Annotated in this window: 24 protein-coding genes; 12 read left to right on the forward strand and 12 right to left on the reverse strand. The window is 59.5% G+C overall.

Annotated features, from left to right (window positions below):
- Nucleotides 1-48 precede the first annotated feature (48 nt).
- Complete coding sequence (locus tag TU86_RS00645; protein ID WP_019411970.1) at nucleotides 49-375, forward strand: DUF1820 family protein; 327 nt, start codon at nucleotides 49-51, stop codon at nucleotides 373-375.
- A gap of 53 nt (nucleotides 376-428) precedes the next feature.
- Here TU86_RS00645 and TU86_RS00650 read toward each other — a convergent pair whose 3' ends face one another.
- The 4 genes from TU86_RS00650 to TU86_RS00665 all read right to left on the reverse strand — a co-directional run bounded on the left by TU86_RS00650 (nucleotide 429) and on the right by TU86_RS00665 (nucleotide 3,955).
- Nucleotides 429-977, reverse strand: coding sequence for a tetratricopeptide repeat protein (locus tag TU86_RS00650; protein ID WP_048362392.1), 549 nt, complete (start codon nucleotides 975-977; stop codon nucleotides 429-431).
- Between the two features lie 224 nt (nucleotides 978-1,201).
- Nucleotides 1,202-2,485: a glutamate-1-semialdehyde 2,1-aminomutase gene (gene hemL / locus TU86_RS00655; RefSeq protein WP_048362393.1), complete on the reverse strand. Its 1,284-nt coding sequence runs from the start codon at nucleotides 2,483-2,485 to the stop codon at nucleotides 1,202-1,204.
- A 31-nt stretch (nucleotides 2,486-2,516) separates the two neighbouring features.
- Nucleotides 2,517-3,140 (reverse strand): thiamine phosphate synthase, encoded by a 624-nt coding sequence (gene thiE, locus TU86_RS00660; RefSeq protein WP_048362394.1) that lies wholly within the window; start codon nucleotides 3,138-3,140, stop codon nucleotides 2,517-2,519.
- A 17-nt stretch (nucleotides 3,141-3,157) separates the two neighbouring features.
- Complete coding sequence (locus tag TU86_RS00665; RefSeq protein WP_048362395.1) at nucleotides 3,158-3,955, reverse strand: hydroxymethylpyrimidine/phosphomethylpyrimidine kinase; 798 nt, start codon at nucleotides 3,953-3,955, stop codon at nucleotides 3,158-3,160.
- Between the two features lie 289 nt (nucleotides 3,956-4,244).
- On the opposite strand from TU86_RS00665, the gene TU86_RS00670 reads away from it, so the two are divergent.
- The 4 genes from TU86_RS00670 to TU86_RS00685 all read left to right on the forward strand — a co-directional run bounded on the left by TU86_RS00670 (nucleotide 4,245) and on the right by TU86_RS00685 (nucleotide 10,698).
- Nucleotides 4,245-6,617, forward strand: a complete 2,373-nt coding sequence (locus tag TU86_RS00670; RefSeq protein WP_048362396.1) for a hybrid sensor histidine kinase/response regulator — start codon at nucleotides 4,245-4,247, stop codon at nucleotides 6,615-6,617.
- A gap of 75 nt (nucleotides 6,618-6,692) precedes the next feature.
- Nucleotides 6,693-8,342, forward strand: a complete 1,650-nt coding sequence (locus tag TU86_RS00675) for an acyl-CoA dehydrogenase family protein (RefSeq protein ID WP_048362397.1) — start codon at nucleotides 6,693-6,695, stop codon at nucleotides 8,340-8,342.
- Nucleotides 8,343-8,483: 141 nt separating this feature from the next.
- Nucleotides 8,484-9,956: an AMP nucleosidase gene (gene amn / locus TU86_RS00680; RefSeq protein ID WP_162207793.1), complete on the forward strand. Its 1,473-nt coding sequence runs from the start codon at nucleotides 8,484-8,486 to the stop codon at nucleotides 9,954-9,956.
- A 175-nt stretch (nucleotides 9,957-10,131) separates the two neighbouring features.
- The gene (locus tag TU86_RS00685) at nucleotides 10,132-10,698 is read left to right on the forward strand and encodes a pseudouridine synthase (RefSeq protein WP_162207796.1); all 567 of its coding nucleotides are present in this window, start codon (nucleotides 10,132-10,134) and stop codon (nucleotides 10,696-10,698) included.
- On the opposite strand, the gene TU86_RS00690 is transcribed toward TU86_RS00685, so the two are convergent.
- Both TU86_RS00690 and TU86_RS00695 read right to left on the reverse strand, forming a co-directional pair.
- Complete coding sequence (locus TU86_RS00690; RefSeq protein WP_003444116.1) at nucleotides 10,693-10,902, reverse strand: DUF2788 domain-containing protein; 210 nt, start codon at nucleotides 10,900-10,902, stop codon at nucleotides 10,693-10,695. The two genes, TU86_RS00685 and TU86_RS00690, sit on opposite strands and share 6 nt — an antisense overlap.
- Before the next feature lie 172 nt (nucleotides 10,903-11,074).
- Nucleotides 11,075-11,554 (reverse strand): Lrp/AsnC family transcriptional regulator, encoded by a 480-nt coding sequence (locus tag TU86_RS00695; protein WP_048362399.1) that lies wholly within the window; start codon nucleotides 11,552-11,554, stop codon nucleotides 11,075-11,077.
- 413 nt (nucleotides 11,555-11,967) lie between these two features.
- Between TU86_RS00695 and TU86_RS00700 the strand changes: the two genes are divergently transcribed.
- Nucleotides 11,968-12,999, forward strand: a complete 1,032-nt coding sequence (locus TU86_RS00700) for a DUF6515 family protein (RefSeq protein WP_048362400.1) — start codon at nucleotides 11,968-11,970, stop codon at nucleotides 12,997-12,999.
- On the opposite strand, the gene TU86_RS00705 is transcribed toward TU86_RS00700, so the two are convergent.
- On the reverse strand, nucleotides 12,996-13,889 hold the full coding sequence (locus TU86_RS00705) for a cation diffusion facilitator family transporter (RefSeq protein WP_048362401.1): 894 nt from the start codon (nucleotides 13,887-13,889) through the stop codon (nucleotides 12,996-12,998). The genes TU86_RS00700 and TU86_RS00705 overlap by 4 nt on opposite strands.
- Before the next feature lie 14 nt (nucleotides 13,890-13,903).
- The gene (locus TU86_RS00710) at nucleotides 13,904-14,323 is read right to left on the reverse strand and encodes a hypothetical protein (protein ID WP_048362402.1); all 420 of its coding nucleotides are present in this window, start codon (nucleotides 14,321-14,323) and stop codon (nucleotides 13,904-13,906) included.
- 102 nt (nucleotides 14,324-14,425) lie between these two features.
- Here TU86_RS00710 and hrpB point away from each other — a divergent pair, with 102 nt between their 5' ends.
- Nucleotides 14,426-16,969, forward strand: coding sequence for an ATP-dependent helicase HrpB (gene hrpB, locus TU86_RS00715; protein ID WP_048362403.1), 2,544 nt, complete (start codon nucleotides 14,426-14,428; stop codon nucleotides 16,967-16,969).
- Between the two features lie 105 nt (nucleotides 16,970-17,074).
- Here the strand turns inward: hrpB and TU86_RS00720 are convergent, their stop codons facing one another.
- Nucleotides 17,075-18,157: an endonuclease/exonuclease/phosphatase family protein gene (locus tag TU86_RS00720; RefSeq protein ID WP_048362404.1), complete on the reverse strand. Its 1,083-nt coding sequence runs from the start codon at nucleotides 18,155-18,157 to the stop codon at nucleotides 17,075-17,077.
- 86 nt (nucleotides 18,158-18,243) lie between these two features.
- Nucleotides 18,244-18,906: a YciC family protein gene (locus tag TU86_RS00725; protein ID WP_048362405.1), complete on the reverse strand. Its 663-nt coding sequence runs from the start codon at nucleotides 18,904-18,906 to the stop codon at nucleotides 18,244-18,246.
- Between the two features lie 193 nt (nucleotides 18,907-19,099).
- Between TU86_RS00725 and TU86_RS00730 the strand changes: the two genes are divergently transcribed.
- From TU86_RS00730 to TU86_RS00745, 4 genes are all read left to right on the forward strand, one after another.
- Complete coding sequence (locus tag TU86_RS00730) at nucleotides 19,100-19,576, forward strand: NYN domain-containing protein (protein ID WP_048362406.1); 477 nt, start codon at nucleotides 19,100-19,102, stop codon at nucleotides 19,574-19,576.
- 29 nt (nucleotides 19,577-19,605) lie between these two features.
- Nucleotides 19,606-20,217, forward strand: a complete 612-nt coding sequence (locus TU86_RS00735; RefSeq protein WP_048362407.1) for a 3'-5' exonuclease — start codon at nucleotides 19,606-19,608, stop codon at nucleotides 20,215-20,217.
- A 124-nt stretch (nucleotides 20,218-20,341) separates the two neighbouring features.
- Nucleotides 20,342-21,232: a drug/metabolite exporter YedA gene (gene yedA, locus TU86_RS00740; protein WP_048362408.1), complete on the forward strand. Its 891-nt coding sequence runs from the start codon at nucleotides 20,342-20,344 to the stop codon at nucleotides 21,230-21,232.
- Between the two features lie 67 nt (nucleotides 21,233-21,299).
- Nucleotides 21,300-22,637 carry an RNA helicase RhlE1 gene (locus TU86_RS00745; protein ID WP_048362409.1) on the forward strand — a complete coding sequence of 446 codons (1,338 nt, stop codon included), beginning with the start codon at nucleotides 21,300-21,302 and terminating at the stop codon, nucleotides 22,635-22,637.
- A 116-nt stretch (nucleotides 22,638-22,753) separates the two neighbouring features.
- Here the strand turns inward: TU86_RS00745 and TU86_RS00750 are convergent, their stop codons facing one another.
- A complete protein-coding gene (locus tag TU86_RS00750) occupies nucleotides 22,754-23,995 on the reverse strand; it encodes a TIGR03862 family flavoprotein (RefSeq protein ID WP_048363007.1) in 1,242 nt (413 codons plus the stop codon).
- Nucleotides 23,996-24,209: 214 nt separating this feature from the next.
- Nucleotides 24,210-25,130: a histone deacetylase family protein gene (locus tag TU86_RS00755; RefSeq protein WP_048362410.1), complete on the reverse strand. Its 921-nt coding sequence runs from the start codon at nucleotides 25,128-25,130 to the stop codon at nucleotides 24,210-24,212.
- Between the two features lie 91 nt (nucleotides 25,131-25,221).
- On the opposite strand from TU86_RS00755, the gene TU86_RS00760 reads away from it, so the two are divergent.
- Complete coding sequence (locus tag TU86_RS00760) at nucleotides 25,222-25,791, forward strand: GNAT family N-acetyltransferase (RefSeq protein ID WP_048362411.1); 570 nt, start codon at nucleotides 25,222-25,224, stop codon at nucleotides 25,789-25,791.
- Nucleotides 25,792-25,834: the final 43 nt, after the last annotated feature.

Genomic DNA, 25,834 nt, shown 5'->3' on the forward strand with positions numbered 1-25,834 from the left:
CTATAGTTCGCGCCCTCTTTTATACCTTCAGATGTTTACCCGCCCACCATGACCAAACGTGAAGCTCCAATCTACAAGGTGATTTTCCTTAACCAGGGACAGGTGTTCGAAATGTACGCCAAGCAGATCTATCAAAGTGATCTGTGGGGTTTCTTGGAAGTAGAAGAATTCGTCTTCGGTGAGCGCACGCAAATGGTCGTTGATCCGAGCGAAGAAAAGCTCAAGGCTCAATTTGAAGGCGTGGTGCGCAGCTTTGTGCCGATGCATTCGATTGTGCGCATCGACGAGGTGGAGCGCCTGGGGACGCCGAAAATCAGCGAAGCCCGTGGCGTGAGCAATGTGATGCCGTTTCCGTTTCCGATGCCGGAGAAGTAGGGCTCAACCCCAGAGTTCTACCCGCTGGCTGGCGCTTGTGGTCGGGCGGTCAGTCAAGGCAGCGGCGAAAACGGCGAGCGGGCGTCCGTCGATTGCAGTTCCATCAGGTATTTGCGGAATATCTGCCCCAGCACCTGGGTCGCGGTTTCGAGTTGGTCGCGGGGCATTTGCTCGGCCACTTCGTCGGCGGTGTCCAGTGCATCTTCAGCGCCGTTCACGGCCGCCATCTTCAACACGATATACGCCTGAATGTTATTGGCCGGTACGCCTTCGCCCTTGAAGAACATGGTGCCCAGTTTGAACTGGGCCATGGCGTGGCCTTGCAGCGACGCTTGTTCGAAATAGCTAAGGGCTTGATTGAGGTCGCGCTTGGGGTTGTTAACGTCGTAGTAGAACTCGCCTAACTCGTATTCGGCTTCTGCATCCCCCTCTTTTGCTGCTTGCACGCACGCGGCAAGCGCCTCTTCCAGATTTTCTGGCTGAGTATTGAGGGTGCAGCGACCCATCGCCGGGATCAACAACGAGTTACCGCCTGCCTGAGCAAGCAGCGGTTGTAGGAGCAACAGGCAGCCCAGTGCAAGGGCGCGGCCGGTGCGGTTCATGGGAATCGACGTACCTCTGGAAAGACGGGCAAGCCCGACCAAGGGATGTATAGGCGCGCATTATGAAATAAGCAGAGGCAACCTTACAAAGTCTTTACTCGTTTTTCTGCGCTACTAGTGTGATATCGGTTGATTTAAGACGATTTTGGACGAGCGGGTTAAAAGAACGGCTCATTACGGGCATAAAAACGGCAAAGGCCCTCACCCTTGCCGTTTTTTGTGGATCACTTCAGGGCGGCAAATGCGCGCTCGGCAGCGTTCAGCGTCAGTTTCAATTCGTCATCGCCATGGGCAATCGAGGTGAAACCTGCTTCGAAAGCACTCGGGGCCAGGTAAACGCCGCCTTCGAGCATCAAGTGGAAGAAGCGCTTGAACAGGTCCGCATCACTGGCCATGACGTCGTCGAAGGTAACGATGTCATCGGCGTTGCTGAAGTACAGGCCGAACATGCCGCCTGCTTGGGTCGTGACGAACGGGATACCGGCCGCATCAGCGCGTTGCTGCAGGCCATCGAGCAAGCGCGTGGTGTAATCGCTCAGTTCGGCGTGGAAGCCGGGGCGGCTGATCAGGCGCAATGTGGTCAAGCCTGCTGCCATCGCCAGCGGGTTGCCCGACAACGTACCGGCTTGATACACCGGGCCCAGTGGCGCAATGCATTCCATGATCTCGCGCTTGCCGCCGAAGCAGCCTACCGGCATGCCGCCACCGATGATTTTGCCGAATGTGCTCAGGTCCGGGGTCACGCCGTAGTGCGCTTGAGCACCGCCGAGGGCGACGCGGAAACCGGTCATCACTTCGTCAAAAATCAGCACCACGCCGTGCTTGTCACACAGGTTGCGCAGGCCCTGCAAGAAACCGGGGGCCGGTGGCACGCAGTTCATGTTGCCCGCTACCGGCTCAACGATGATGCAGGCCACGGTGTCACCGACCTCGGCCAGTAGCTTCTCAACGGCGTCGATGTCGTTGAAGGTCGTGGTCAGGGTGTGTTTGGCAAAATCAGCCGGCACGCCGCCCGAGCTGGGTACACCCTGGGTCAGCAAGCCGGAACCGGCTTTCACCAGCAGGCTGTCGGAGTGGCCGTGATAGCAGCCTTCGAACTTGAGAATGTTGTCGCGACCGGTGAAACCACGCGCCAGACGAATCGCGCTCATGGTCGCCTCAGTGCCGGAGCTGACCATACGCACCATTTCCATCGATGGCACGATGGCGCACACCAGGTCTGCCATTTCGGTTTCCATGGCCGTTGGCGCCCCGTACGACAGGCCGTGCTCCAGCTGTGCGCGCACGGCATCCAGCACGTCCGGGTGGCTGTGGCCCAAAATCATCGGGCCCCACGAACCGACGTAATCGACATAACGCTTGTCGTCTTCGTCAGTCACGTAGGCGCCTTCGGCGTGCTTGAAGAACAACGGCGTGCCGCCCACGCTTTTGAAGGCACGAACTGGCGAATTCACGCCGCCGGGAATGTGTTTTTGAGCGTTGGCAAATAGGGTTTCGGAACGAGACATGAAGGGCTCTCTCTGAATCAGGAATCGGTATTTAAAGTGACATCAAAGCGTTGAACGCACGGGCGCGGCGGGTAACTTCTTGTGGGCTCTCGGCGCCAAACAGGCCGTGCACCACCGCCAGTAAATCAGCACCGTGGTCGACCAGCGGAGCCGCGTTGTCCAGAGTAATGCCGCCAATCACACAGATCGGCAGTTTGATCCGCGCGCGGGCTTGATCGAGTACATCCAGAGTCGCAGTCGGTGCGCCGGGTTTGGTACTGGAGTTGAAGAAGCGGCCAAAGGCGACATAACTCGCGCCTTCTTTGGCCGCTTGTTCGCCCAGCTCAATTTGACTGTGGCAGGTCGAACCTATGATCGCCTGGCGACCCAGCAGAGCGCGGGCAGGCGTTAACGGGCCATCGGTTTGCCCCAAGTGCACGCCGACCCCTAACCGGGCCGCCAGTTCGGCATCGTCATTGATGATCAAGTGTGCGTTGTAGCGTGCACACAAGTCGCGCAATGCCTCGGCTTCGCGCAGGCGTCGGGCCTCGTCACTGCTTTTGTCGCGGTATTGCAGCAGGGTCAGGCCGCCATCAAGGGCTGCCTCGATATACGGCACCCACTTGCCGGCCAGCAATTGGCTGTCAGTGATTGCGTAAAGACCACGCAGTTTCATAAGTCGAGCCTCATGGGTTACGAGCAGAAGTCTAGCGGCAAGCGGCGGGGTACAAATTGCCCTTGGCCCAGTTGCTCGGCATCACGCAAGGTGCGCCATGTGTAATTGAGTGCCGTTTCAACCGCGCTGACCATGTGTTCGCCAATGGCCAGGCGGCCGGCCAAGGTACTGGCCAGCGTGCAGCCTGAGCCGTGATAGCTGCCAGGCAGGCGGTAGCAGGTGAAGGTATGACGGCTGCCGTCGCGGCTGTACAGGCGGTTATGAACTTCGTGCTCATCGCCGTGACCGCCGGTGATGAGCAAATGCTTGCAATATGGCAGGAGTTTTTCAGCGCATTCATCGGCACTGCCTTCAGGCAACTCAGCCAGAATGCGGGCTTCGGGCAGGTTGGGCGTAGTGATGGTGGCCAAAGGCAGCAGGCGCTCGCGCATGGCATAACCCACTTCGTCCTTGCCCAGCCGTCCGCCACCGCCTGCGCGCAGTACCGGGTCGCAGACCATTGGCAAGTGCGGGTGGGCTTGAAGCAGTTCGACCACTGTGTCGACCATCGCAAGCGAGCCGAGCATACCCAGCTTGAAAGCCGAAACGGGTGAGTCGCTGAGCACGGCATCGGCTTGAGCCAGCACCCACTCACGGTCCAGCACACGAAAATCGCGGACATTAACGGTGTTCTGCACAGTCAGGGCGGTGACCACCGGAGCGGCGTGACAACCTTGAGCCAGCAGGGCTTCGATATCTGCCTGCAAGCCGGCGCCACCACTGGGGTCATGGCCGGAGAGACAGAGGACAACAGGGCGAGAGCTGTAGATATTCATGGTGCGCGAGCTTACCACCAATCAGTTTTTACGGGCGGTTAGGACGCTGTGGAATTTTCTTTCGGATAATTCTGGAAAAAACGCTGACTCACCTCGTACTTAAAGTGCACTGAAAGTCGCTGTAATGCTCGATCTAGACGCTTCGCTTTGAATATTTAGGTGATGTGTATTTGCCATTAACGCCTGTGCTAGAGTGACCGCCAAACGAATAACAGGTAATGCTGGTTTACGTCGTCTCAAAAGGAAAGGAGGCTTACAGACGCAATCAGGCAGGCCATTTTGGGGCTGTATGCGCTATTTTTTTATTGTTCTGATGGGCTGGCTGCCAATGCTGGCCTGCGCAGTCGCCTTTGATGAGACCACTCAGCGCTTGCCGTTGGGCCGCGAGATGCACGTCTATGAAGACGTCGCAGGCCAGTCGACGATGGCCGACGTCATCGCCCACCCCGAACGGCTCAAACCCCATGACAAGGCCACGCTCAATGCGGGGTACTCGCATTCGGTGTTTTGGCTCAAAGTCGACCTCAGCTACCTGCCATTAGACCCGAGCGCCAATACCTCCTGGTTACTGGAGCTGGCGTACCCGCCGCTGGACCGTATTGACCTCTACCAGCAAAACGCCAGCGGTGAGTTTGAATTGACCCAGCGCACCGGTGATGGCCTGCCGTTCGACAGTCGCCCGGTGAAAGAAAACAACTACCTGTTCGAGTTGAATTTCACCCCCGGACAAACCCAGACCGTGTATTTACGCCTGGCCAGCGAAGGCTCTATCCAGGCACCGCTGACACTGTGGTCAACCAAGGCGTATCTGGAAGATCAGCCCGTTCGTATTTACATCCTCGGTCTGATTTACGGCGTATTGCTGGGCATGCTGGTCTACAACTTGTTTATCTATGTGAGCGTGCGCGACACCAGTTACCTCTATTACATCTTCTATATTGCCTCGTTCGGCCTGTACCAGCTGTCAGTCAACGGTGCAGCCGTGCAGTATTTCTGGCCCAACAACCCCTGGTGGGCCAACGCCGCCACCCCATTTTTGATTGGCAGCGCCGCCTTCTTCGGCTGCCAGTTCGCCCGCACCTTTCTGCACACCGCCACCCACAGCCGCTGGCTCGACCGGGCGCTGATGGTGTTGATGGCGGTCGGTGTGCTGGTGATGGTGCTGGCGCTGACCACCAGTTACGCGACGTCGCTGCGTTTGGCCACGGGGCTGGCGCTGGCGTTTATCTTTACCATTTTCATTGCCGGCATCGTGGCCTGGTGCCGTGGCCTGCGGGTGGCGCGTTATTTTGTCATCGCCTGGACCGCCTTTTTGCTCGGCGGGCTGGTTAACACACTGATGGTGCTGGGCTATTTGCCGAATGTATTCCTGACCATGTACGCCAGCCAGATTGGTTCGGCCATTGAGGTGGGGCTGCTGTCGCTGGCGCTGGCGGACCGGATCAACGCCATGCGCGATCTGCAAGCCAGGACGCTGCAAGAGTCCGGGCAAAAACTGGCGGCAATGAACCAGCAACTGGCCCGCACCAACCAGCTCAAAGATGAGTTTCTGGCCACGGTGACCCATGAGTTGCGCACGCCCATGAACGGGGTGATTGGCTCGCTGGAGTTGATCAAGACCCTGGACATGACGCCTGAACTTGAGCAGTACACCCACACCGGCGAGGGGTCTGCCAAAGCCATGATGGGCATGGTCAATGGCATCCTGACCCTGACCGAGCTGCAGGCCGGGCGCCTAGAGGCCCGTGCCCGGCCTTTCAGTCTCAACGAGATGATGCACGGTTTGCGCGAGCAATTTGGACCAAGAGCTGAAAGCCAGCGCCTGGCGTTCTCGTATGAAGTGGCGCGTGGCTTGCCGGATCAATGGATCGGGGATGCCGAGAAAATTCGCCAGTGCCTGGAATGTTTGCTGGATAACGCCATTAAGTTCACCCGCGAAGGGGGGGTGATTCTGCGCGTCACCGGCAAAACGGCCAGCCCCGGCCGTTGGACGTTGGCGTTCAATGTGATCGACAGCGGCATTGGCTTTGTTCATCAGGAAGATGCCGAGTTGTATCAGCACTTCTTTCAGGTGGATGGCTCCATGACCCGTGAATATGGCGGCTTGGGCATCGGGCTGTCGATTTGCCGACGTCTGGTTGAACTGCTCGGCGGGCGCCTGACTCATCATTCGCAGCCGGGGCAGGGGTCACAGTTTCAGCTCACCCTTGAACTGGAATCGCCCCCTGAGTCGGCGATGGTCCCACAGCCTGTGGTGCGAACGCCTGAGCAATGCGTCGTTTTGTTGGTGGAAGACAACAACGCCAACTCGCCGTTACTGCGGGGTATGTTGCTCAAATTGGGCTATCGCGTGTTGAGTGCCGAAAGTGGTCAGGTGGCCATTGAAACGCTACGTCGCGAGCGCGTGGATGCCGTGTTGTTGGCGTGCCCGTTCAGCCATGTGTCGGGCGACTCAATGGGCAGTCAATTGCTGACGTTGGCGGCGTGTGCACGGTTGCCTGTGGTGGCGTTGTTCGAGTCAGAACCTGCGGCCAGCACCGCGCGTTCTCAGGTCGACGCAATTACCGACTGCCTGATCAAACCGCTGCGTTTTGAAGACCTGCAACAGGTCCTGGCGCAACGCTTGTTGCGTGACGGTGAGGGCATAAGCGTCGAGCTTTAGGCGGTTATGCCACTTGTGAAGACCGCGATGCGTGCTTCACTGGCTTCATTGGCATGACCCACAGGAGCCCGCGCAATGAACCTGCATCAATACGCCGAAACCCACGCTGTGACCAATCAGCCGCCCTCACTGGACGGCGTTAACCTGTACCGCATCGACCTGCCCTTGCAGCAGTGGGGGCAGCGTTTTGGCGCGGGGTGGGCACAATCTCGGATTGATGCGTATGGCGCGCTGGCCGGTGGCCCGTTGATGGCGGCGGGCTTTTTGGCCAATGAAAACAAACCGGTATTCGTCAGCCACGACCGCTTTGGTCATCGGATTGATCAGGTCGACTTTCACCCTGCCTACCATGAGCTGATGCGCACCGCGATTGAACACGGCCTGCCGTCTTTACCCTGGACCCATCCGCAACCCGGCGCCCACGTGGCTCGCGCCTCAATGACCTACTTGCACACCCAGGCAGAAGCGGGGAGTGGCTGCCCCCTGACCATGACGTTTGCCAGTGTGCCGGCGCTGCGTGTGCAGCCTGACGTTGCACAGGTCTGGCTGCCCAAGGTGCTCGCCACCGTGTACGACCCGCGTAATGTCGACATCAGTCAAAAGGGCGGTGTGACGCTGGGCATGGCCATGACCGAAAAGCAGGGCGGCACCGACGTGCGGGCCAATACCACGCGGGCTTACCCGGTCGGCGCACCGGGGCCGGGGCAGGCCTATGAACTGCTGGGCCATAAATGGTTTTGCTCGGCCCCCATGTGCGACGGCTTTCTGACCCTGGCCCAGACCGACAAGGGGCTGAGTTGCTTTTTGCTGCCGCGCCACCGTCCGGATGGCAGTCGTAATGAGTTCTATATCCAGCGGCTGAAAAACAAACTGGGCAACAGCTCCAATGCCTCCAGCGAAGTGGAATTTCGAGGGGCGCTGGCCTGGATGCTGGGTGAAGAAGGACGCGGGGTGCCGACGATTATTGAAATGGTCGCCATGACGCGTTTTGACTGCATGGTGGGGTCTAGCGCGTTGATGCGTCAGGCGCTGACCCAAGCCACTCATCATTGCGCTCACCGTTTGGTCGGTGGCAGGGTGCTGGCCGAGCAACCGTTGATGCAAAACGTGCTCGCGGATCTGGCGCTTGAAAGCGAAGCCGCGCTGGCCTTGAGTTTGCGCATGGGACAAGCGCTGGACCACCTGGACGATCCGCAGCAGGCCAAGTTCTCGCGACTGGTAACCGCCGTGGGCAAATACTGGATCTGCAAACGGGCGCCCGCGATGATCAATGAAGCGGCCGAGTGCATGGGCGGCGCAGGGTATGTCGAAGACAGTATTTTGCCGCGCCTGTACCGCGAAGCGCCGGTCAACTCTACTTGGGAAGGCTCGGGCAACGTGCAATGCCTTGATGTGCTGCGAGCACTGTCCAAAGAGCCGGGCGTGCTGGAGGCGTTGTTTATCGAGCTGGGTGACGGGCATGGCCATACAGGCTTGGCTCAGCACATTGCACAGCTTAAAACGGCGTTTAAAGACACCGACGACATTCAGTACCGCGCCCGGCAACTGAGCGAAGACATCGCCCTTGGTCTACAGGCCAAACTGTTGCTGGAGGCAGGAAACAGCGACGTGAGCGACGCCTTTATTGCCAGCCGCTTACAAGGCAGTGGTCGGGTGTACGGCACGTTGCCACGCGGTCTGAACGTGGCCGCCCTCGTCGCGCGCTCAACCCCGCCAGCGACCTGAGTCAGTGGCAGGTTTGACGGCCGCTACGTGCCCTGGCGCAGCCTCGCGTGACGCCTCATCCGCCAGGGCAATGACGGGATTGGCTAGTGCCTTTGGCCAACGATACAGGCAAGATAAGCGCCTGCCCGTTCAGAAGAGAGGATGCTCATCGTGACCGAAGCTTTCATTGTCGTTTCAACCGCTGAAGAGGCCGTTGATCGCCTCGCCGCCCTGCACGAACGCGCAACCACGGCCTTGAGCCAGGCCCTCAAACGTTACCTCAAAGACCGCATCGAACCTTCGGCAGAGGAGCGTGCGCTGTTTCGCTACCCAGAGCTGCGCTTGACCAACACCATTGATGGTGAAATTCCGACCCTGACCCGCGCCTACGCCAAGGTTCAATTGCCCGGCACCTACAGCGTGACCGTGACCCATCCTGCGGCGTTTCGTAACTACCTGCTGGAGCAGTTGGTGCCGCTGATGCGTGACTTCACCGTTGAAGTCGAAGTGGGTCTCAGCCAGCAGAATATTCCTTACCCGTACGTGGTTGAGCAGGGCGACGAACTTGCTGGCTCCGGCGTGACGGCGGCGGCGCTGGCGCGGGTGTTCCCCAGCACCGACCTGTCGGCGGCCTCCGACGGTATTGCCGACGGCCTCTACGACTGGGCCAACACCGACCCGCTGCCGCTGGCACTGTTTGACGCCGCGCGCGTGGACTTCTCACTGCGTCGTCTGGTGCATTACACCGGTAGCGACTGGCGTCATGTGCAACCGTGGATTCTGCTGACCAACTATCACCGGTATGTTGACCAGTTCATCCTCCACGGCCTGGAACAACTGCGTGATAACCCGCGTTTTATACGCATGGTGCTGCCCGGCAATGTGCTGATCGAAAAGAGTATGGACTACGGTGAAGCGCAGGCGATTGCGGCGGGCGTGGTGTGGCACCGCTATCAAATGCCCGCGTACCACTTGCAGGCTAACGATGGCCACGGCGTGACCTTGGTGAACATTGGCGTCGGTCCCTCCAATGCCAAAAACATCACCGACCACCTGGCGGTGCTGCGTCCGCACTGCTGGTTGATGATTGGTCACTGTGGCGGCCTGCGGCAGTCGCAAACCATTGGCGACTACGTATTGGCCCACGCCTATATGCGCCGTGACGGAATACTCGACCGGGTTGTACCCCCCAACATTCCGATCCCGGCCCTGGCCGAGGTGCAGCTGGCGCTTCAGGAAGCGGCAGCGCAAGTCACCGGTGAGCGTGGTGAGGAGCTGAAAAAACGCCTGCGCACCGGCACCGTCCTGACGTATGACGATCGCAACTGGGAATTGCGCTGGGCACAGGAGCGCCCGCTGATCAACCTGTCGCGCGCCGTGGCCGTGGACATGGAAAGCGGCACCATCGCCGCGCAGGGTTATCGCTTGCGGGTGCCGTACGGCACGTTGCTGTGTGTGTCTGATAAACCCCTGCACAGCGAAATCAAACTGCCAGGCTCGGCTAACGCGTTTTATGAGCGCGCGGTGAGTCAGCATTTGAAAATCGGTATCGCGGCCGTGGACTTGATGCGCAGCCAGCTCAACTCATTGCACTCGCGCAAACTGCGCAGCTTTGACGAACCGCCATTCCGTTGATGGGACGTGGCATTTAGCGATCAGGCAGTAGGGGCGCTTGCACTTAAATGGCAACAGCCCCTAGCATTGCCGCCCTTGATCGCTAGATGTCCGGTTTGCCATGTCCCGTCCTGTTCGTCCCGCCCCACGCCGTCCGGCGTCCAACCCCACCTCCACTCAAGCGGCCAGTCGGCGCGTGGCCAAAGCCCCACCGGCAGAGCCAAAGCTGTATCTGTTCAATAAACCGTTTGATGTGCTGACCCAGTTCAGCGATGAAGGCGGGCGGGCGACGCTCAAGGACTTCATTCCGATTCCTGGTATTTACCCGGCCGGGCGCTTGGATCGCGACAGTGAAGGGTTGTTGCTATTGACCAACGATGGCCAGTTGCAGGCGCGAATTGCAGACCCCAAGCACAAGTTGCCCAAAACTTATTGGGTGCAAGTGGAAGGTGAGCCGACTGAGGCGCAATTGCAGCAATTGCGCGAGGGCGTGGAACTCAACGATGGCAAGACCCTGCCGGCCGAGGCGCGCGCCCTTGACGAGCCGCATTTGTGGCCGCGTACCCCGCCGGTGCGTTTTCGCAAAAGCATACCCACGGCCTGGCTGGAACTGGTGATTCGCGAAGGGCGAAACCGTCAGGTCAGACGCATGACCGCTGCCGTGGGGTTGCCGACCTTGCGTCTGGTGCGAGTACGCATCGGTGACTGGAGCATTGAAGGGCTGGAACAGGGGCACTACAGGGAAGTGCCGGCGCGGTTATAGCGCGCCCGACTCGATCAGGCCGATGACCACGCTTTTGATAATGAAAGCGGCCACGCCCAGGCCCAGCACAAAAAACAGAATGAACGAGCCGAAACGTCCGGCCTTGGACTTCTTCGCCAGATCCCAGACGATAAAAGCCATGAAAATGATCAGGATGCTGACCAGGATCGTCATCATCCACTCTTCAAGTAAGGCAGGATCCATCGGTGTTCTCCAGCGTGATCGGGGATTAAAAATCGGGGGAGTATACGCCAGAGCGTGCGCGTGGTTGTTGATCTGGGTGATGTACACCCACAGCGTACTCATGGCCGAAGACAGCGAAGGGTTGCACCGCAACCCGTTTTCTTGAGTTCACCACAGCCCCTTCGCAGCCTGCTTATGTCCGCAGATGAGTCAGCGGCAACTCAGTGCTGTTGAGCACCTGATTAAGCACGAAGCTGGAACGCACGCTGGTCACCCCGTCAATACGGGTCAAATGGCCCAATAACAATTGTTGATAGTGGTCCATGTCCGGCACCACTACTTTCAATTGGTAATCGGCGTCCACCCCCGTCACCAGGCTGCACTCCAGCACTTGCGGCAGGCTGCGAATGGCCGCTTCGAAGTTCTCAAAGCGCTCAGGCGTGTGACGGTCCATGCCGATCAATACGTAGGCGGTGAGGGTTAATCCTAGTTTTTTACGGTCCAGCAGTGCCACTTGGCGCGAAATGTAGCCGTCGTCTTCAAGCTGTTTGACGCGCCTTGAGCAGGGCGAAGGCGACAAGCCAATGCGTTCGGCCAGCTCCTGATTGGAGATGCGTGCATCACGCTGCAATTCCGCCAAAATACTCAAGTCGTATCGGTCGAGTTTGCTCACGAAGTAACCCTTTGTAATAACTATTGCGTGAAAGTATCCACCTTAAGGCAAAAATTGCGCAAGTACTGTTTTATTGAGCAATCTTCGCAATCGCCTGCCGCACGCAAACGCCTATTCTTACTCCCAGAATCACTGCCCGGACATAGAGTCCACTGCGGCCCGCCGAATCAGGCCAGCCGCGACCGCCAACCCCACAGGGTTGCCCCGGTCCCCGGGCTACGCACTGTCCAGAAGACGGCGCGAGGTGAGCCAACACCACACGTGTTGAGCCAGGACGAAAAATTCTAAGGGCGGCCGACGGGTCGCCCTTTTTTATTGGCCGAAAATAAGCACCGTAACTGCTAACCTGCCGCCGAACCGGTTCTCGGATTTCCAGTCTTATATGTACGCCCCAACCCGCAGTGAGGAACATCATGAAATCGCGTCTTTGGCGTTTGGCTGCCGTTAGCGTGCTCAGTGTCAGTATCAGCGGTCAGTTATTGGCCGATGAACGAGGTGATGGTAACCCTCAGCAAGGTCGCCCCAACGGTGGTGAACATCGGCCGCAAGGGCAGGGCGCGAATAATCAACCGCGCCCGGACAATCAGGGTCATCAAGCCCGGCCTCCGTCATTTGAGGGCCAGGGTCGGCCGCAAGGCGGGCAATGGCAAGCCCGCCCCCAGGGCGAGGGCAACCCTCAAAATCGTCCGGCGCAACCGGCTAATCACCTGAGCATCCAGCCACGTCCCGATTCGGTGCAGCAAACTCAGCCGCCACGCCGTGGTTACTATCAGGATATTCCCCGACGTCCCGGCGACTATTCGCACAGGCAAGGCAATTCCAGGCCCGATTATGGCCGCAATCCCGGTTTTAATAATGGCCGCCCCTATGAAAATCGCTGGCAAGGTCGCCCGAGCGGGCAGGGCAATGGCTGGGGGCCGGGTCCACAATACCGGCCCGGTTATGTGGTCGACCGGTTTCCCGGTCAGCATTGGCAAGTGCCCTATCGCGGGCAGAACTACTTCTTTTCCGGTGGTTATTGGTATCGCCCGCAAGGTCCGCGTTACGTCGTGGTGCAGCCACCCTACGGGATTCGCGTAGGTTACTTGCCCGATTACGCGCGGGAAGTGTGGATCGGCAGTTCGTTGATGTTCCTGGCAGCGGGTGCGTACTACGCCTATCAGCCCGCTACGCAGGACTACATCGTGGTCCAGCCACCGGCGCCTGTTCCCGTGGCTGCGCCGCAACCGGTGAGCAACGGCTATGACGTCGTGGCCTACCCGGCGAATGGTCAGACGCCTGCGCAGATTAATCAGGACCGCTACGATTGCTATCGCTGGGCCATCGAGCAAAGCGGTTTTGACCCGGCTAAAGCCACCTACGCGCCTTCGCCTGCCGTGGTGCAAACCTACCGGCAAGCGCAGGGCAACTGCCTCAGCAGCCGGGGTTATCAGGTCACCTATTAATAAGCCTTGGGTTTGACCACTTCCTGGGGGTCGGCGTGCACCAGCACTTCGGCGCGCGGGTAGGCTTTTTCAATCGCCTCGGCGGCTCGGTCGCTGAGGGCGTGGGCGACTGACAGCGTCAGTTCGCCGGGCAACTCCAAGTGCAATTGCACATACCAGATGTTGCCCGAAATGCGTGTACGCAAATCATGGGCGCCCAGTACGCCGGGTACGCTACAGGCCAATTCCAGCATGTGCTGACTGACCTCGGTGGGTAACTCTTCGTCCATCAACACCGAAAAGCCCTCACGGGCGATCTGGATCGCGCTCCACAGGATGTAACCCGCAATTCCCAAACCAAACCAGGCATCCAGTTGCGGCCAGCCGAAGCTGGCCAGCACCAGCGCAACCAAAATGCTGCCATTGAGCAATAAATCGGAGCGGTAGTGCAGCGAGTCCGCCCGCACCGCGTTGGAGCCGGTGGCTTTGATCACGCGGTGTTGCAGCATCAGCAGGGCGACGGTCATCACCAGCGAGAACACAATCACGCCAATGCCGATCCACGGCGCACCGACCGGCTCGGGGTTTTTCAGGCGTTCAATGGCCTGGAATGCAATCAATACGGCACTCACGGCGATAAACAGCGCCTGCGCCATGCCTGCCAACGACTCCGCCTTGCCGTGCCCGTAACGATGATCGTCATCGGCAGGGCGCAAGGCGTAATGCACGGCCAGTAAGTTCAGAAACGAAGTCACACCATCGAGCAGCGAGTCGGTCAACCCGGCCAACATACTGATCGACCCGCTGAGCCACCAGGCGATGGCCTTGGTCACAATCAAAAGGCTTGCCACTGCCACCGATGCGCGGGTGGCCAGGCGTAACAGACGTGCGTGTTCCGGGCTGCTGCTCATGACACTTCCTTGTCTCAGGCGGCGGGTACAAGGCCGTACAACGCCAATTGCTGCACGCTGCCTTTGTGTTGGATCAGGCGCGGGTCGTTCAGCGGGAAACTGCCACCCAGTTCGCTTTCAAGAATCGCTTGCAGCTTGCTGTTATCCACCCTGCCGTTAGCACCGAGGGCTTCTTGCAATTTTTGTGGGTCGATGTGTGCGGTTTTACCAGGCGGGAAATAAATAGCACCGGTGGCGAAGTCGACACCAAACGCAATCAGCCCCGGAATCACATAAAACAGCAGCCCCACGGCATCCAGTACGGCAATCATCGGATCGATTTTGCCGTCGATCTGACCCCGGCGATCCGGGAAGAAAATACTGCCGCAGGCAGTCAGTTGGGTGAACAGGGCAGCAACCACAATGCCGCCAATGACGCGCGAAGACCTACGCATACCAAAACCTCATAAACGCTTGAAGGGCCAAACCAAACATTAAGACCGCGCTTAATGCCGAACTGTTCGCCGTTATACTCGCCGCACAGTTCTGGAGCCACCATGATTTCTTTGCCGATTGATGAAGTTTTACCTGCGCTGCGATGCGCCTTGGCTGAACGGCACGAAGCCGTGCTCGAAGCGCCGCCTGGCGCCGGTAAAACCACCCGTGTGCCGCTGGCCTTGCTCAATGAGCCGTGGCTTGCCGGACAGACCATTGTGATGCTCGAACCGCGGCGCCTGGCCGCCCGCGCGGCAGCGGAGCGGTTGGCCAGTGAGCTGGGAGAAAAAGTCGGAGAAACCGTCGGCTATCGGATCAGACTCGATAGCAAAATCGGACCCAACACGCGTATCGAAGTCGTCACCGAAGGCATCCTCACTCGGCGCCTGCAGCAAGACCCGGCGCTCGAAGGCGTAGGGCTGCTGATCTTCGATGAGTTCCATGAGCGCAGTCTGGACGCCGATCTGGCACTGGCATTGAGCCTTAATGGGCGTGAGTTGTTTCGCGACGAGCAGCCGCTGAAAATTTTGCTGATGTCCGCCACCCTTGAAGGTGAGCGTTTGGCCAGCGTGCTCGACGATGCCCCGGTGTTGCGCAGCGAAGGGCGCATGTACCCGGTGGCCATGCGTTGGGGGCGGCCGTTTGTGCCCGGTGAGTTTGTTGAGCCACGGGTGGTGAACACCGTGCTGGAGGCGATCAACGATGAGACGGGCAGCGTGTTGGTATTCCTGCCCGGTCAGGCAGAAATCCGACGCGTTAATCAACAGTTGGCTGACGCGTTGGGCTCGCGCACAGACATCCTGTTGTGCCCGCTGCACGGCGAGCTGGAGTTGAGCGCACAACGGGCCGCCATCGAACCTGCGCCCAAGGGCCTGCGCAAAGTGGTGCTGGCCACCAACATTGCCGAAACCAGCCTGACCATTGATGGCGTGCGCGTGGTGATTGATGCCGGTCTGGCACGGGTGCCACGCTTTGATCCGGGCAGCGCCATGACGCGCCTCGACACCCAGCGCATCTCCCGGGCCAGCGCCACCCAGCGTGCAGGCCGCGCCGGGAGGCTGGAACCTGGCGTGTGTTATCGGCTGTGGTCAGAAGACCAGCACGCGCAACTGGCCGCCTATGGCAGCGCTGAAATCCTGCAAGCAGATCTGGCAGGGCTGGCGCTGCAATTAGCGCGTTGGGGGGTGACCCCGAACGAGCTGATCTGGCTTGATCCTCCGCCAGCGGCAAGTTATGCACAGGCCCAGCAGTTGCTGGAGCGTTTGGGTGCACTGCGCAAGCAAGTGGACGGCGGCTGGAAACTCACCACGCATGGCGAAGCGATGGCTCAGTTGCCCGCACACCCTCGTATCGCGCACCTGTTGTTGCGCGGGCATGACGTGGGCCTGACTGAGATGGCCTGTGATGTCGCCGCGCTGTTGGGGGAGCGCGATATTGTGCGCGGCGCCGGGGCCGACGTTCACAGCCGCCTGGCGTTGTTATCGGGCGATACCCGTGCCGCGCGGGGCGGGCAGGGCGGCGTACAGCGCGCCAAACAACTGGCTCGCCAATACCGCTCTAACCTGCGGGGTAAGCCGACTCAAGCCGTCGCCGACCCTGATCACCCGCGTTGGCTGGGCGCCTTGCTGGCGCTGGCGTATCCGGATCGTATCGCGCAGCAGCGCAAGCCAGGTGGCGCCGAGTATCGCCTGGCGAACGGGCGGGCAGCGTTGTTCAGCGACGTGGATGCGCTGATGAAACATCCCTGGCTGGTGATCGCCGACTTGGGCAGCCGCCAGGGCCAGCGTGAAGAGCGCATCTATTTGGCGGCGGAGTTCGATCCCGGGTTGCTCGACGGGGTGTTGAGCGAGCAGGTCAGCGTGGTGGATCAACTGGATTGGGACGAGCGCGAAGGGGTGTTGCGTGCCGAGCGCCAGCGCAAAGTCGGCGAACTGGTGTTGAGCCGTGAACCGCTGACAGGTCTCGATGAAGCGGCCCGCACTCAGGCGCTGATCAATCTGGTGCGGCGCAAAGGCCTGGAACTGTTGCCGTGGACGCCTGAACTGCGTCAGTGGCAAGCGCGGGTAGCGTTACTGCGTCAGCTGGATCTTGACGCGCACGGCCAGAGCGAATGGCCGGATGTCACTGATGCAGCGTTACTCAATGGGCTTGAGCAATGGCTGGCGCCGTACTTGGGGCGGGTCTCGCGGCTCAGCCATTTTGCCAGCCTCGACCTGTCAAGTATTGTGCATAACTTATTGCCCTGGCCTTTGCCGCAGCGTCTGGAAGAGCTGGCGCCCCATCACATCAAAGTGCCGTCGGGTTCTTCGGTGCGGGTGGATTACAGTGAGCACCCGCCGATTTTGGCCGTTCGCCTGCAAGAGCTGTTCGGTTTGGCCGACACCCCGCGCATTGCGGGCGGCCGCCAAGTGGTCAAATTGCACCTGCTGTCGCCCGCGCGGCGCCCGGTGCAAGTGACGCAGGATCTGGCCAACTTTTGGCGCAGCACCTACGGCGAAGTGAAAAAAGACCTCAAAGGCCGTTACCCCAAACACTACTGGCCAGACGACCCGCTGGTGGCCGAAGCCACCGCACGGATCAAACCCCGAAAGCCTGCCTCTTCGTAGTCGCTGCCAAAGGCTGCGAAGGGTTGCGCAGCCACCCGTTTCATTAAACGCCCACGCACCCATGGCCCGTTTCGCAGCCTGCGGCAGCGACTCCTGCAAGGCGAGTCAATCCAGCGGCAATAAAAACCGGCCCACCACGGGTAAATGATCGGAAATGGTCAGGGTGTCTTCCTGACGTACATAGCCCTCGATACGTTTGAGCTTTGGGCTGTAAAACAAGTAGTCGAGGGTACGGTCGGGTTCTTCGACACGCGGGTCGTTGGGGAAGTGGGTGAGCCACAATTCGCGGTCGATGCCTGTGGCTTCAGGGTTGCTGGGGATCATTGGGTACTTCTCCCACAGCTGATGCAGCTCGCTGTCAGGCGAATAACCTGCTCGCTGCTCGGCGGGCAGGCGCAGATACTGGCCAATCGGCAACAGATTGAAATCGCCGCCGATCAGCCACGGGGTGCCGTAACTTTCAAATGTATTCAGCGCCGCCGCGGTGGCCTGCATTTGTTGGCGCAGGTTGCTGTTGTCCTGTGTGGGGCTATCAAGCTGAGTGTTGATGGCCACGAATTGCCCACCGTCATTGAGGGGCAGGTAACTGACCAGCAACGCAGGCTTGGGTGCAAACTGACGGCTGATCAGGTTGGCCTCGGCCACGGGCAGTTGCAGGCGCTCGGCGTGCTCGATCTGGAAGCGGCTGAGGGTCACCAAGGTGCGGCCCACACTGCCGAAAATGTGACGGTCGGGCACGAAGTCGGCCTGCCAGGTGACCGCCTGCGCGCTGCACGGGTAGAGGTCGACCAGCCGCTCTTGCAACAGCTTGAGCTGATCCTGATAGCCACTGGCCTTGGCGTTTTTATCGAGTTCCTGCAACAGCACCAGGTCCGGTTGCTCGTCGCGAATCACCCGCGTCACCTGATCCAGGCTGAACGCCATGTCCTCTGCGGTCGGGCGTGTATCAGGTCCGCTGCCATCAGCCAGGTTGTACCAGAACACATAACGCTTGCCCGCCAGGTATTGCACGTTCCAGGTCATGACCTTGAGCGCCTGCCCCGGCACCAGCACAGGGGCGGTGGTGGGGCAACTGACGGTCAGCACTTCTTTGGCTTCAGGGCGCCACGTCAGGCTATAAATCAGGCTCGCCAACAGCGCGGCGGTCAGCAGCAAACCCAATACGGTGTTACGCAAAAGACGTGGCATGGCGTCGGCTTATAAAGTTTCAAGATGTAAGCGAGCATACGCGACCGCTGCCTGGCATCCCAATGGGTGATACGTAGGAAGGCGTTTTATCGGCTGTCAGACTCGTCGCTAATCAGCATGAATAAACGGAATAGAACTACAGACAAGAACAACTGCAAGAAGCTGTTGATACTTTCCAGCGCTAACGAAAGCAGGGGGTTTTCAGCTTTTGGGTACACCGAAAAGCTTAATTCCTTGAGCAGCATGAGCGGCCCCAGCACCGCCAAGATGCACACGAAAATACGCCAGAAGTGGCCCTTGCTCAGTCCAAAACTTGACTTCAGCGCGGCCAATGGCGCCTCGCCGCGCAGCACTAATCGGTACTCAGCAAATGCGAACACGACGGTCAGGTAAATACCCGGCACAAAGAACATCGACAGCCCGAGCACAATCAGCAGCGTGCTGATGGCGGCCAGCAGCGCAAATCGCGGCCACAGGTACAGGGCGCGGGCCAGTAGGTCACGGTTGCGCGGGCTTTCGCCCCGGCTGCGGGCGTCGAGAAACAGAATCAGAGCCGCGGTGTAAATCGGGTACACCAGCAACCCGACGATCAAACTGTAGCCGGGCGACGCATCCGGGCCCGTGGCATTGTTGACCAGTTGTTGCAGCACAGCCTCAAGAATCACCAATGGCAGGCACAGCGCCACAATCTGGCCCAGGTTGCGCTGGAAGAAGTACAGGGAGTCGCGAATAACAGTCAGCGGGTTCATGGTTCGGTATCAACAGTCAAAAGCGGTGCGCCACTTTAACCGATCAAACCCTGCATCAAGCAAATGTCCGTGTTGAACTGGGTGTGTGCTCGCGCGTTGGGCGGTTAATCCGCGCAAAGTCTCAGCAGGCTGGCATACTGCGGCCTTGTTTTCAGTTGCGTGCCCGTTTGATTGGGCGCCTTGAGGTCTCCCGGTGAAAAGAATTGCGGTCTTCGCGGATGTGCAGAACCTCTACTACACGGTTCGCCAGGCTTATGGCTGCCATTTTAATTACGCTGCGCTGTGGGCGGATATCAGCCAGCGCGGTGAGATTGTCGAGGCGTACGCGTATGCCATCGACCGGGGCGACAGCAAGCAACAGCAGTTTCAGCAGATCCTGCGCAACCTCGGTTTCACCGTAAAACTCAAGCCGTACATCCAGCGCAGTGATGGCTCGGCCAAGGGCGATTGGGACGTGGGCATCACCATCGACATTATGGACGCTGCCGCCAATGTGGACGAAGTGGTGCTGGCCTCGGGCGATGGCGACTTTGACCTGTTGCTCGAACGCATCGCCAGCAAGCACGGGGTACAAACCGTGGCTTACGGCGTGCCCGGCCTCACGGCCAACTCGTTGATTCGCGCGGCGACCCGTTATGTGCCGATTGAAGGCAGTCTGCTACTCAAGTAACGCTCACTTTTTTACAGGATTGACCTCGTTTGGAACGTATCGCCGTCATCGACTTTGAAACCACAGGCATCTCCCCGAGCAGCACCTGCCGGGCCACCGAAATCGCGGTGGTGATTCTGGAGCAAGGGCGCATCGTTGAACGCTATCAAAGCCTGATGAACGCGGGCGTACGCATACCGGGCTTTATCGAGCAGTTGACGGGTATCAGCAACGCCATGTTGCGCACCGCGCCCTCGGCAGAGCAGGTGATGAACGAGGTTAACGAGTTTGTCGGTATCACCCCTTTGCTCGCGCACAATGCAGCGTTTGACCAAAAGTTCTGGGATTTCGAGATGGGCCGCATCAAGCGCACCCGTTTGCAGAACTTCGCCTGTTCGCTGTTACTGGCGCGCCGTTTGATGCCCCAGGCACCTAACCACAAGCTCGGGACGCTCACCACATTTGCCGACTTGCCCCACACCGGTAAGGCTCACCGGGCGATGGCCGATGCCGAGATGGCAGCTAACCTGACCACACACTTGGCTCAGCAACTGCGCCAGCAGCACGGGTTGCGCGAGCTGAACCACGACCTGTTGCGCAGCTTGCAAAAAGTGCCTGCGGCCAAAATCAACGAGCACCTCAAGCGCTATCGCGGGTTTTAAACACCCTGCCTGCCTATAAGAGCCGCCAAAGTGTACGGCCACTTTTGGTGCGTTCTGTTACTTCTGCTGATAGCGACTCTTGTCTACACTTACCGGTCCCCTGCCTCTGCCTTTGAGCTGAACCATGCCTGCCGCACGTCGTTTCCCGCTGCAACTGATCGGTGCTTTTTTTGCCTTGTACGTGATTTGGGGGTCGACCTACCTGGTGATCCGCATCGGTATTGAGTCGTGGCCGCCGCTGATGATGGCCGGGGTGCGCTTCCTCGTGGCGGGCAGTTTGATGTATGCCTTTATGCGCTGGCGCGGTTCACCTGCACCGACGTGGGTGCAATGGCGTTCGGCAGCAATGATCGGTTTTCTGCTGTTGGCGTGTGGCAATGGCGGCGTGACCCTGGCCGAGCATTCGGGCGTTGCCTCGGGGGTCGCGGCACTGGCCGTGGCCACGGTGCCGCTATTTACCTTGTTGTTCGGTTACTTCTGGGGCGCGCGTAACACGCGTCTGGAATGGGCGGGCATCCTGCTCGGTTTGATCGGCATCGGCATGCTCAACCTTGGCTCCAATCTGCAAGCCAGCCCCGTGGGCGCCGCGATGATCCTGTTTGCGGCGGCGGCCTGGGCTTTTGGTTCGGTGTGGAGCCGCCACCTGCCGTTGCCAGCAGGGCCGATGGCCAGTGCGGCCGAAATGCTCACCGCCGGGGTCGTGCTGTTGGTCGGTAGCCTGTTGAGCGGTGAGCGCATGACGCACATGCCCACCGCCGCGGGTTGGGGCGCCTTACTCTATCTGGTGTTCTTTGGCTCAATCATCGCCTTCAGCGCCTACATGTACTTGCTCAAAAACGTACGTCCGGCAGCGGCCACCAGTTATGCCTACGTCAACCCCGCCGTGGCGGTGATGCTGGGCATCGCGTTTGCGGGTGAGACCATTGGCGTGGAGGAGTGCCTGGCGATGGCGGTCATTATCAGCGCCGTGGTGTTGATCGGTTTGCCGCAGTGGCGTAAGCAGAAACCCGTCTGAATTAGGGTAAACTGCGCGCCATTGCAACCTATGCACCCACGCGCTGACCTTTTTCGACGGTATCCCCATGACATTCGCCACCCTTGGCCTGATCGAACCCTTGCTGCGCGCCCTAGAGACGCTCGGTTACCAGACGCCCACCCCGGTTCAGGCCCAAGCGATCCCCGCAGTGCTGGCGGGCCGCGACCTGATGGCCGCCGCCCAGACCGGCACCGGCAAAACCGGTGGCTTTGCTCTGCCGCTCCTGCAATTGCTGACAATGGAAGGCCCGAAAGTGGCCAGCAACTCTGTGCGCGCCCTGGTGCTGGTGCCCACCCGTGAGCTGGCTGAACAGGTTCACGAAAGCATTCGCCAGTACGCCGAACACCTGCCTTTGAGCACCTACGCGGTGTACGGCGGTGTGAGCATCAACCCGCAGATGATGAAAATGCGCAAAGGCGTCGATGTACTGGTCGCCACGCCGGGGCGTCTGCTCGACCTGTATCGTCAAAAGGCGATCAAGTTCAACCAGCTGCAAACCCTGATTCTCGATGAAGCCGATCGCATGCTCGATCTGGGTTTCAGCGAAGAGCTGCGTGACATCTATCGCGCGCTGCCTAAAAAGCGTCAAACCTTGCTGTTCTCGGCCACCTTCTCGGATGCCATTCGCGCGCTGGGCGAGCAAATGCTCGACAACCCGCTGAGCATTGAAGTCAGCCCGCGCAACGTCGCGGCCAGCAGCGTTAAACAGTGGGTCATCCCGGTCGACAAAAAGCGCAAACCCGAGCTGTTTCTGCACTTGCTGCGTACCCAGCACTGGAAGCAGGTGCTGGTGTTCGCTAAAACCCGTAATGGCGTCGACGAGCTGGTGGGCAAATTACAGGGCTTGGGCATCAACGCTGACGGCATTCATGGCGACAAGCCACAAGCCACGCGTCAACGTGCGTTGGACCGTTTCAAGGCCAGCGACGTGCAGATTCTGGTGGCCACTGACGTCGCAGCCCGTGGTCTGGACATCGAAGACTTACCGTTAGTGGTTAACTTTGACCTGCCGATCGTGGCTGAAGACTACATCCACCGTATTGGCCGTACCGGCCGTGCCGGGCAAAAGGGTGAAGCGATTTCGCTGGTGTGTGCCGATGAAGTGAACATGCTCTCGGCCATCGAGATGTTGACCCGCCAAACGTTGCCACGCCACGAAGAGCAAGACTTCGAGCCAGAGCACCGTGTGCCTGAAACCGACGCCTCGGGCCAAGTGATCAAAAAACCGAAGAAGCCGAAAAAGCCGAAAACCTCGGGCGGTGGCGGCAAACGCAACTTGGGTAAGTGGGTCGACAGCGGCGAAGCGGCCCCGGCCGAACCTTCGGTGAAACCTGTGCGTAAAGTGCCCGTGTTCAACACTGGCCCGCGTAAGCGCAAACCTTAAGGTTTGAGCGAGTGTCGTAGCAACTTACGAAGGCTGCGTGCGGCGACGCAGCCTTCGTAAAGCCAGAACGTGCGGTCTGCCACCAAGCCCCTGCGTTCAAGCGTTACGACCCGGGGTTAAGGTTTAACTTTCAACCAGCGTAAAACCCCCAACCCGGCGGCACGTCCACTGGCAAAGCAGCCCGTGAGCAAGTAGCCGCCGGTGGGGGCTTCCCAATCCAGCATTTCCCCCGCGCAGAACACGCCTGGCAATTGCTTGAGCATCAAGTGTTCGTCCAGCGCTTCAAACGCCACGCCACCGGCACTGCTGATGGCTTCGTCCAACGGGCGAGCCTTGACCAGTTTCAGCGGTAACGCCTTGATCGCCGCGGCCAATCGCGCCGGGTCATTGAACGCGTCAGCGGGTGCCAACTCGCGTAACAGCGCCGCTTTGACGCCATCCAGACCCAACTGGCTGTGCAAATGTTTGCTCATCGAGCGTGAGCCGCGCGGCTTGGCCAAGGCGGTTGCCACTTTATCCACAGGCTTACCCGGCAACAGGTCAATTAGCAGTGTGGCAACCCCGTGTTGGTTGATTGCTTCGCGGATGGGCGCGGACCACGCGTAAATCAAACTGCCTTCAATCCCGGTGGCCGTGAGCACGCACTCGCCCAAGCGCGGGCTGTGATGCTCCAGGGCAATGGCAATGTTCTTGAGCGGTGCGCCAGCAAATTTGCTGCGCAGCACCTCGCTCCAGCCCGTCACATCGAAACCGCAGTTGCTGGGTTGTAACGGCGCCAGCGCTACACCGCGCTCGGCCAGCCACGGCATCCACGCCCCATCCGAGCCCAGGCGGGCCCAGCTGCCGCCGCCCAAGGCCAGTAATACGGCATCAGGCCTGAGCTGTTTTTCACCTTCCGGGCTGGCGATACGCAATGCGCCATCTGCCTGCCAACCCAGCCAGCGATGGCGGGTGTGGATAACCGCACCGCACTCGCGCAAACGCTTGAGCCAGGCGCGTAGCAGGGGGGCTGCTTTCATGTCGGTGGGGAACACTCGGCCTGAGCTGCCGACAAAGGTTTCGATGCCCAGATCATGGATCCATTGACACAAGGCTTGGGCATCAAATGCCTGTAATAGTGGTGTCATCTGCGGCGAACGCTCAGCGTAGCGCGATAAAAACGCGGGCCAGGCTTCGGAGTGAGTGATGTTCATGCCGCCCACTCCGGCGAGCAGAAACTTGCGGCCTACAGAGGGCATCGCGTCGTACACATCCACCCGCACGCCAGCCTGACTCAGCACTTCAGCGGCCATCAGCCCGGCCGGGCCACCGCCAATGATGGCGACATGAGAGGGAAGGGGCGTGTTGGCGTCAGTCATGGCAAGCTGCAAATCGGCGAAATAAGCGCTGCATTCTACCTGACCATGCCTCATATCTCCCCTAGCCGCTGGCGCAGGCGGCTATGCAGCGTCAGGTATGAGCTGTACGAAAAACATACAGTGCTCTACACGCCTTGTTTCATATGGCCTGCAAAGGCTTTCGCTCAGGTTATCCACAGGCAGTTCCACAGGCATTGTGGGTAACAATCACAGATTAATGACAACCGGATGACACCCAGACGTGTTGTGCGCTGTGATGCAAAATCCCGTGCCGTCGCGCCAACGCCTGGCGGTCTTTGCTGTAACCGCCGCCAATCACCCCGACCACCGGTATATCGCGGCCCAGACAATGGCGCATCACCGCCACATCCCGCGCGGCGACACCGGCGTCGGTCAGCTTCAAATAACCCAGCGCGTCATCTTGATGCACGTCGACCCCGGCGTCATACAGCACCAAGTCTGGTTGATACAGCGGCAACAGGTAATTGAGCGCTTCGTCGACCACTTGTAAGTACGCCGCATCACCCATGCCCATCGGCAACCCAATGTCCCAATCACTTTGCGCCTTGCGCGCCGGAAAATTCTTTTCACAGTGCAGGGAAACGGTAATCGCATCAGGCGTATGTTCAAGAATTCGGGCGGTGCCATCACCTTGATGCACATCGCAGTCAAAAATCAGTACCCGATTGACGCGCCCGCTTTCCAGCAGGTAACGGCTGATGACCGCTAAATCGTTAAAGATGCAAAAGCCCGCGGGGTGATCGTAATGCGCATGATGAGTACCGCCGGCCAAATGGCAGGCCAACCCATGCTCCAGTGCCTGCTCGGCGGCAAGCAGGGAGCCGCCCACGGCGCGAATCGTCCTGCGCGCCAAGGCTTCGCTCCACGGCAAGCCCAGCCGCCGCTGGTCTTCGTGGGCCAGTTCACCAGTCATGTAACGCGCGATATACGCCGGATCATGGGCCAGCGCGAGGATATCCACAGGGCACAACGAGGGGCGTAGCAGGTCTGCATCACAGGTCAGCCCGGTTGCAACCAGGTGATCACGCAACAAGCGAAATTTATCCATCGGGAAGCGATGCTCAGCCGGGAAAGGCGGGCTGTAATCATCGTGATAAATCAGCGGTAAAGGCATAGGGATTTCATGTAGGAGCGAGCGCCGGATCTTAACAGCGCGGTACACTGCCCGACAGATGAAAAGCCGTGTAACAAATCGGAGGAGACAGATGGAGCAAATTCAGGAACTCGAAAGCGCTCGTCTGCGTCTGCGTCCCTGGCGTGACACCGATTTGGCGGAGTTCGCTGCCATGTGCGCCGATCCGCAGGTCATGCGCTTTTTCCCCAAGCCTCTGAACCGTCTTGAGAGCGCCTCGGTGATTGGTCGTTTTCGTGGTCATTTTGCCGAATACGGCTACGGGTTCTGGGCGTTGGAACGCAAAGATACGGGTGCGTTTATTGGCTTCACTGGCCTGGCGCAGATCGGTTTCAAAGCGCCTTTCGCCCCGGCTGTCGAGATCGGCTGGCGCCTGGCCCCCGAGCATTGGGGGCTGGGTTACGCCAGTGAGGCGGCGTGGGCGGCATTGCGTTGTGCGTTTGACCGGTTGGCGCTGGATCAAGTGGTTTCATTCACCACGGAGGCCAACGTGCCATCACAGAAAGTGATGCAAGCCATCGGCATGCAGCGCGATATGGCCGGTGATTTTGAACATCCGGGGTTGGAACCGGGTCATCCGTTAAGCAAGCATGTGCTATATCGGATCAGCCGCGCTCAATGGTTGGAAACACTGCACGGATAAGCAGGCAAATAACTTTCAAGTTGTAGGTTAAGTGGCAAGTGCC

The organism is Pseudomonas weihenstephanensis (assembly GCF_001043055.1).
Classification (GTDB): Bacteria; Pseudomonadota; Gammaproteobacteria; order Pseudomonadales; family Pseudomonadaceae; genus Aquipseudomonas; species Aquipseudomonas weihenstephanensis.

What these genes read in the sequence shown, in the direction of transcription:
- TU86_RS00645 (WP_019411970.1), top strand. Translation starts at nt 49, where the DNA reads ATGACCAAACGTGAAGCTCCAATCTACAAGGTGATTTTCCTTAACCAG.
- TU86_RS00650 (WP_048362392.1), bottom strand. Translation starts at nt 977, where the DNA reads ATGAACCGCACCGGCCGCGCCCTTGCACTGGGCTGCCTGTTGCTCCTA.
- hemL (WP_048362393.1), bottom strand. Translation starts at nt 2,485, where the DNA reads ATGTCTCGTTCCGAAACCCTATTTGCCAACGCTCAAAAACACATTCCC.
- thiE (WP_048362394.1), bottom strand. Translation starts at nt 3,140, where the DNA reads ATGAAACTGCGTGGTCTTTACGCAATCACTGACAGCCAATTGCTGGCC.
- TU86_RS00665 (WP_048362395.1), bottom strand. Translation starts at nt 3,955, where the DNA reads ATGAATATCTACAGCTCTCGCCCTGTTGTCCTCTGTCTCTCCGGCCAT.
- TU86_RS00670 (WP_048362396.1), top strand. Translation starts at nt 4,245, where the DNA reads ATGCGCTATTTTTTTATTGTTCTGATGGGCTGGCTGCCAATGCTGGCC.
- TU86_RS00675 (WP_048362397.1), top strand. Translation starts at nt 6,693, where the DNA reads ATGAACCTGCATCAATACGCCGAAACCCACGCTGTGACCAATCAGCCG.
- amn (WP_162207793.1), top strand. Translation starts at nt 8,484, where the DNA reads ATGCTCATCGTGACCGAAGCTTTCATTGTCGTTTCAACCGCTGAAGAG.
- TU86_RS00690 (WP_003444116.1), bottom strand. Translation starts at nt 10,902, where the DNA reads ATGGATCCTGCCTTACTTGAAGAGTGGATGATGACGATCCTGGTCAGC.
- TU86_RS00700 (WP_048362400.1), top strand. Translation starts at nt 11,968, where the DNA reads ATGAAATCGCGTCTTTGGCGTTTGGCTGCCGTTAGCGTGCTCAGTGTC.
- TU86_RS00705 (WP_048362401.1), bottom strand. Translation starts at nt 13,889, where the DNA reads ATGAGCAGCAGCCCGGAACACGCACGTCTGTTACGCCTGGCCACCCGC.
- TU86_RS00710 (WP_048362402.1), bottom strand. Translation starts at nt 14,323, where the DNA reads ATGCGTAGGTCTTCGCGCGTCATTGGCGGCATTGTGGTTGCTGCCCTG.
- hrpB (WP_048362403.1), top strand. Translation starts at nt 14,426, where the DNA reads ATGATTTCTTTGCCGATTGATGAAGTTTTACCTGCGCTGCGATGCGCC.
- TU86_RS00720 (WP_048362404.1), bottom strand. Translation starts at nt 18,157, where the DNA reads ATGCCACGTCTTTTGCGTAACACCGTATTGGGTTTGCTGCTGACCGCC.
- TU86_RS00725 (WP_048362405.1), bottom strand. Translation starts at nt 18,906, where the DNA reads ATGAACCCGCTGACTGTTATTCGCGACTCCCTGTACTTCTTCCAGCGC.
- yedA (WP_048362408.1), top strand. Translation starts at nt 20,342, where the DNA reads ATGCCTGCCGCACGTCGTTTCCCGCTGCAACTGATCGGTGCTTTTTTT.
- TU86_RS00745 (WP_048362409.1), top strand. Translation starts at nt 21,300, where the DNA reads ATGACATTCGCCACCCTTGGCCTGATCGAACCCTTGCTGCGCGCCCTA.
- TU86_RS00750 (WP_048363007.1), bottom strand. Translation starts at nt 23,995, where the DNA reads ATGACTGACGCCAACACGCCCCTTCCCTCTCATGTCGCCATCATTGGC.
- TU86_RS00755 (WP_048362410.1), bottom strand. Translation starts at nt 25,130, where the DNA reads ATGCCTTTACCGCTGATTTATCACGATGATTACAGCCCGCCTTTCCCG.
- TU86_RS00760 (WP_048362411.1), top strand. Translation starts at nt 25,222, where the DNA reads ATGGAGCAAATTCAGGAACTCGAAAGCGCTCGTCTGCGTCTGCGTCCC.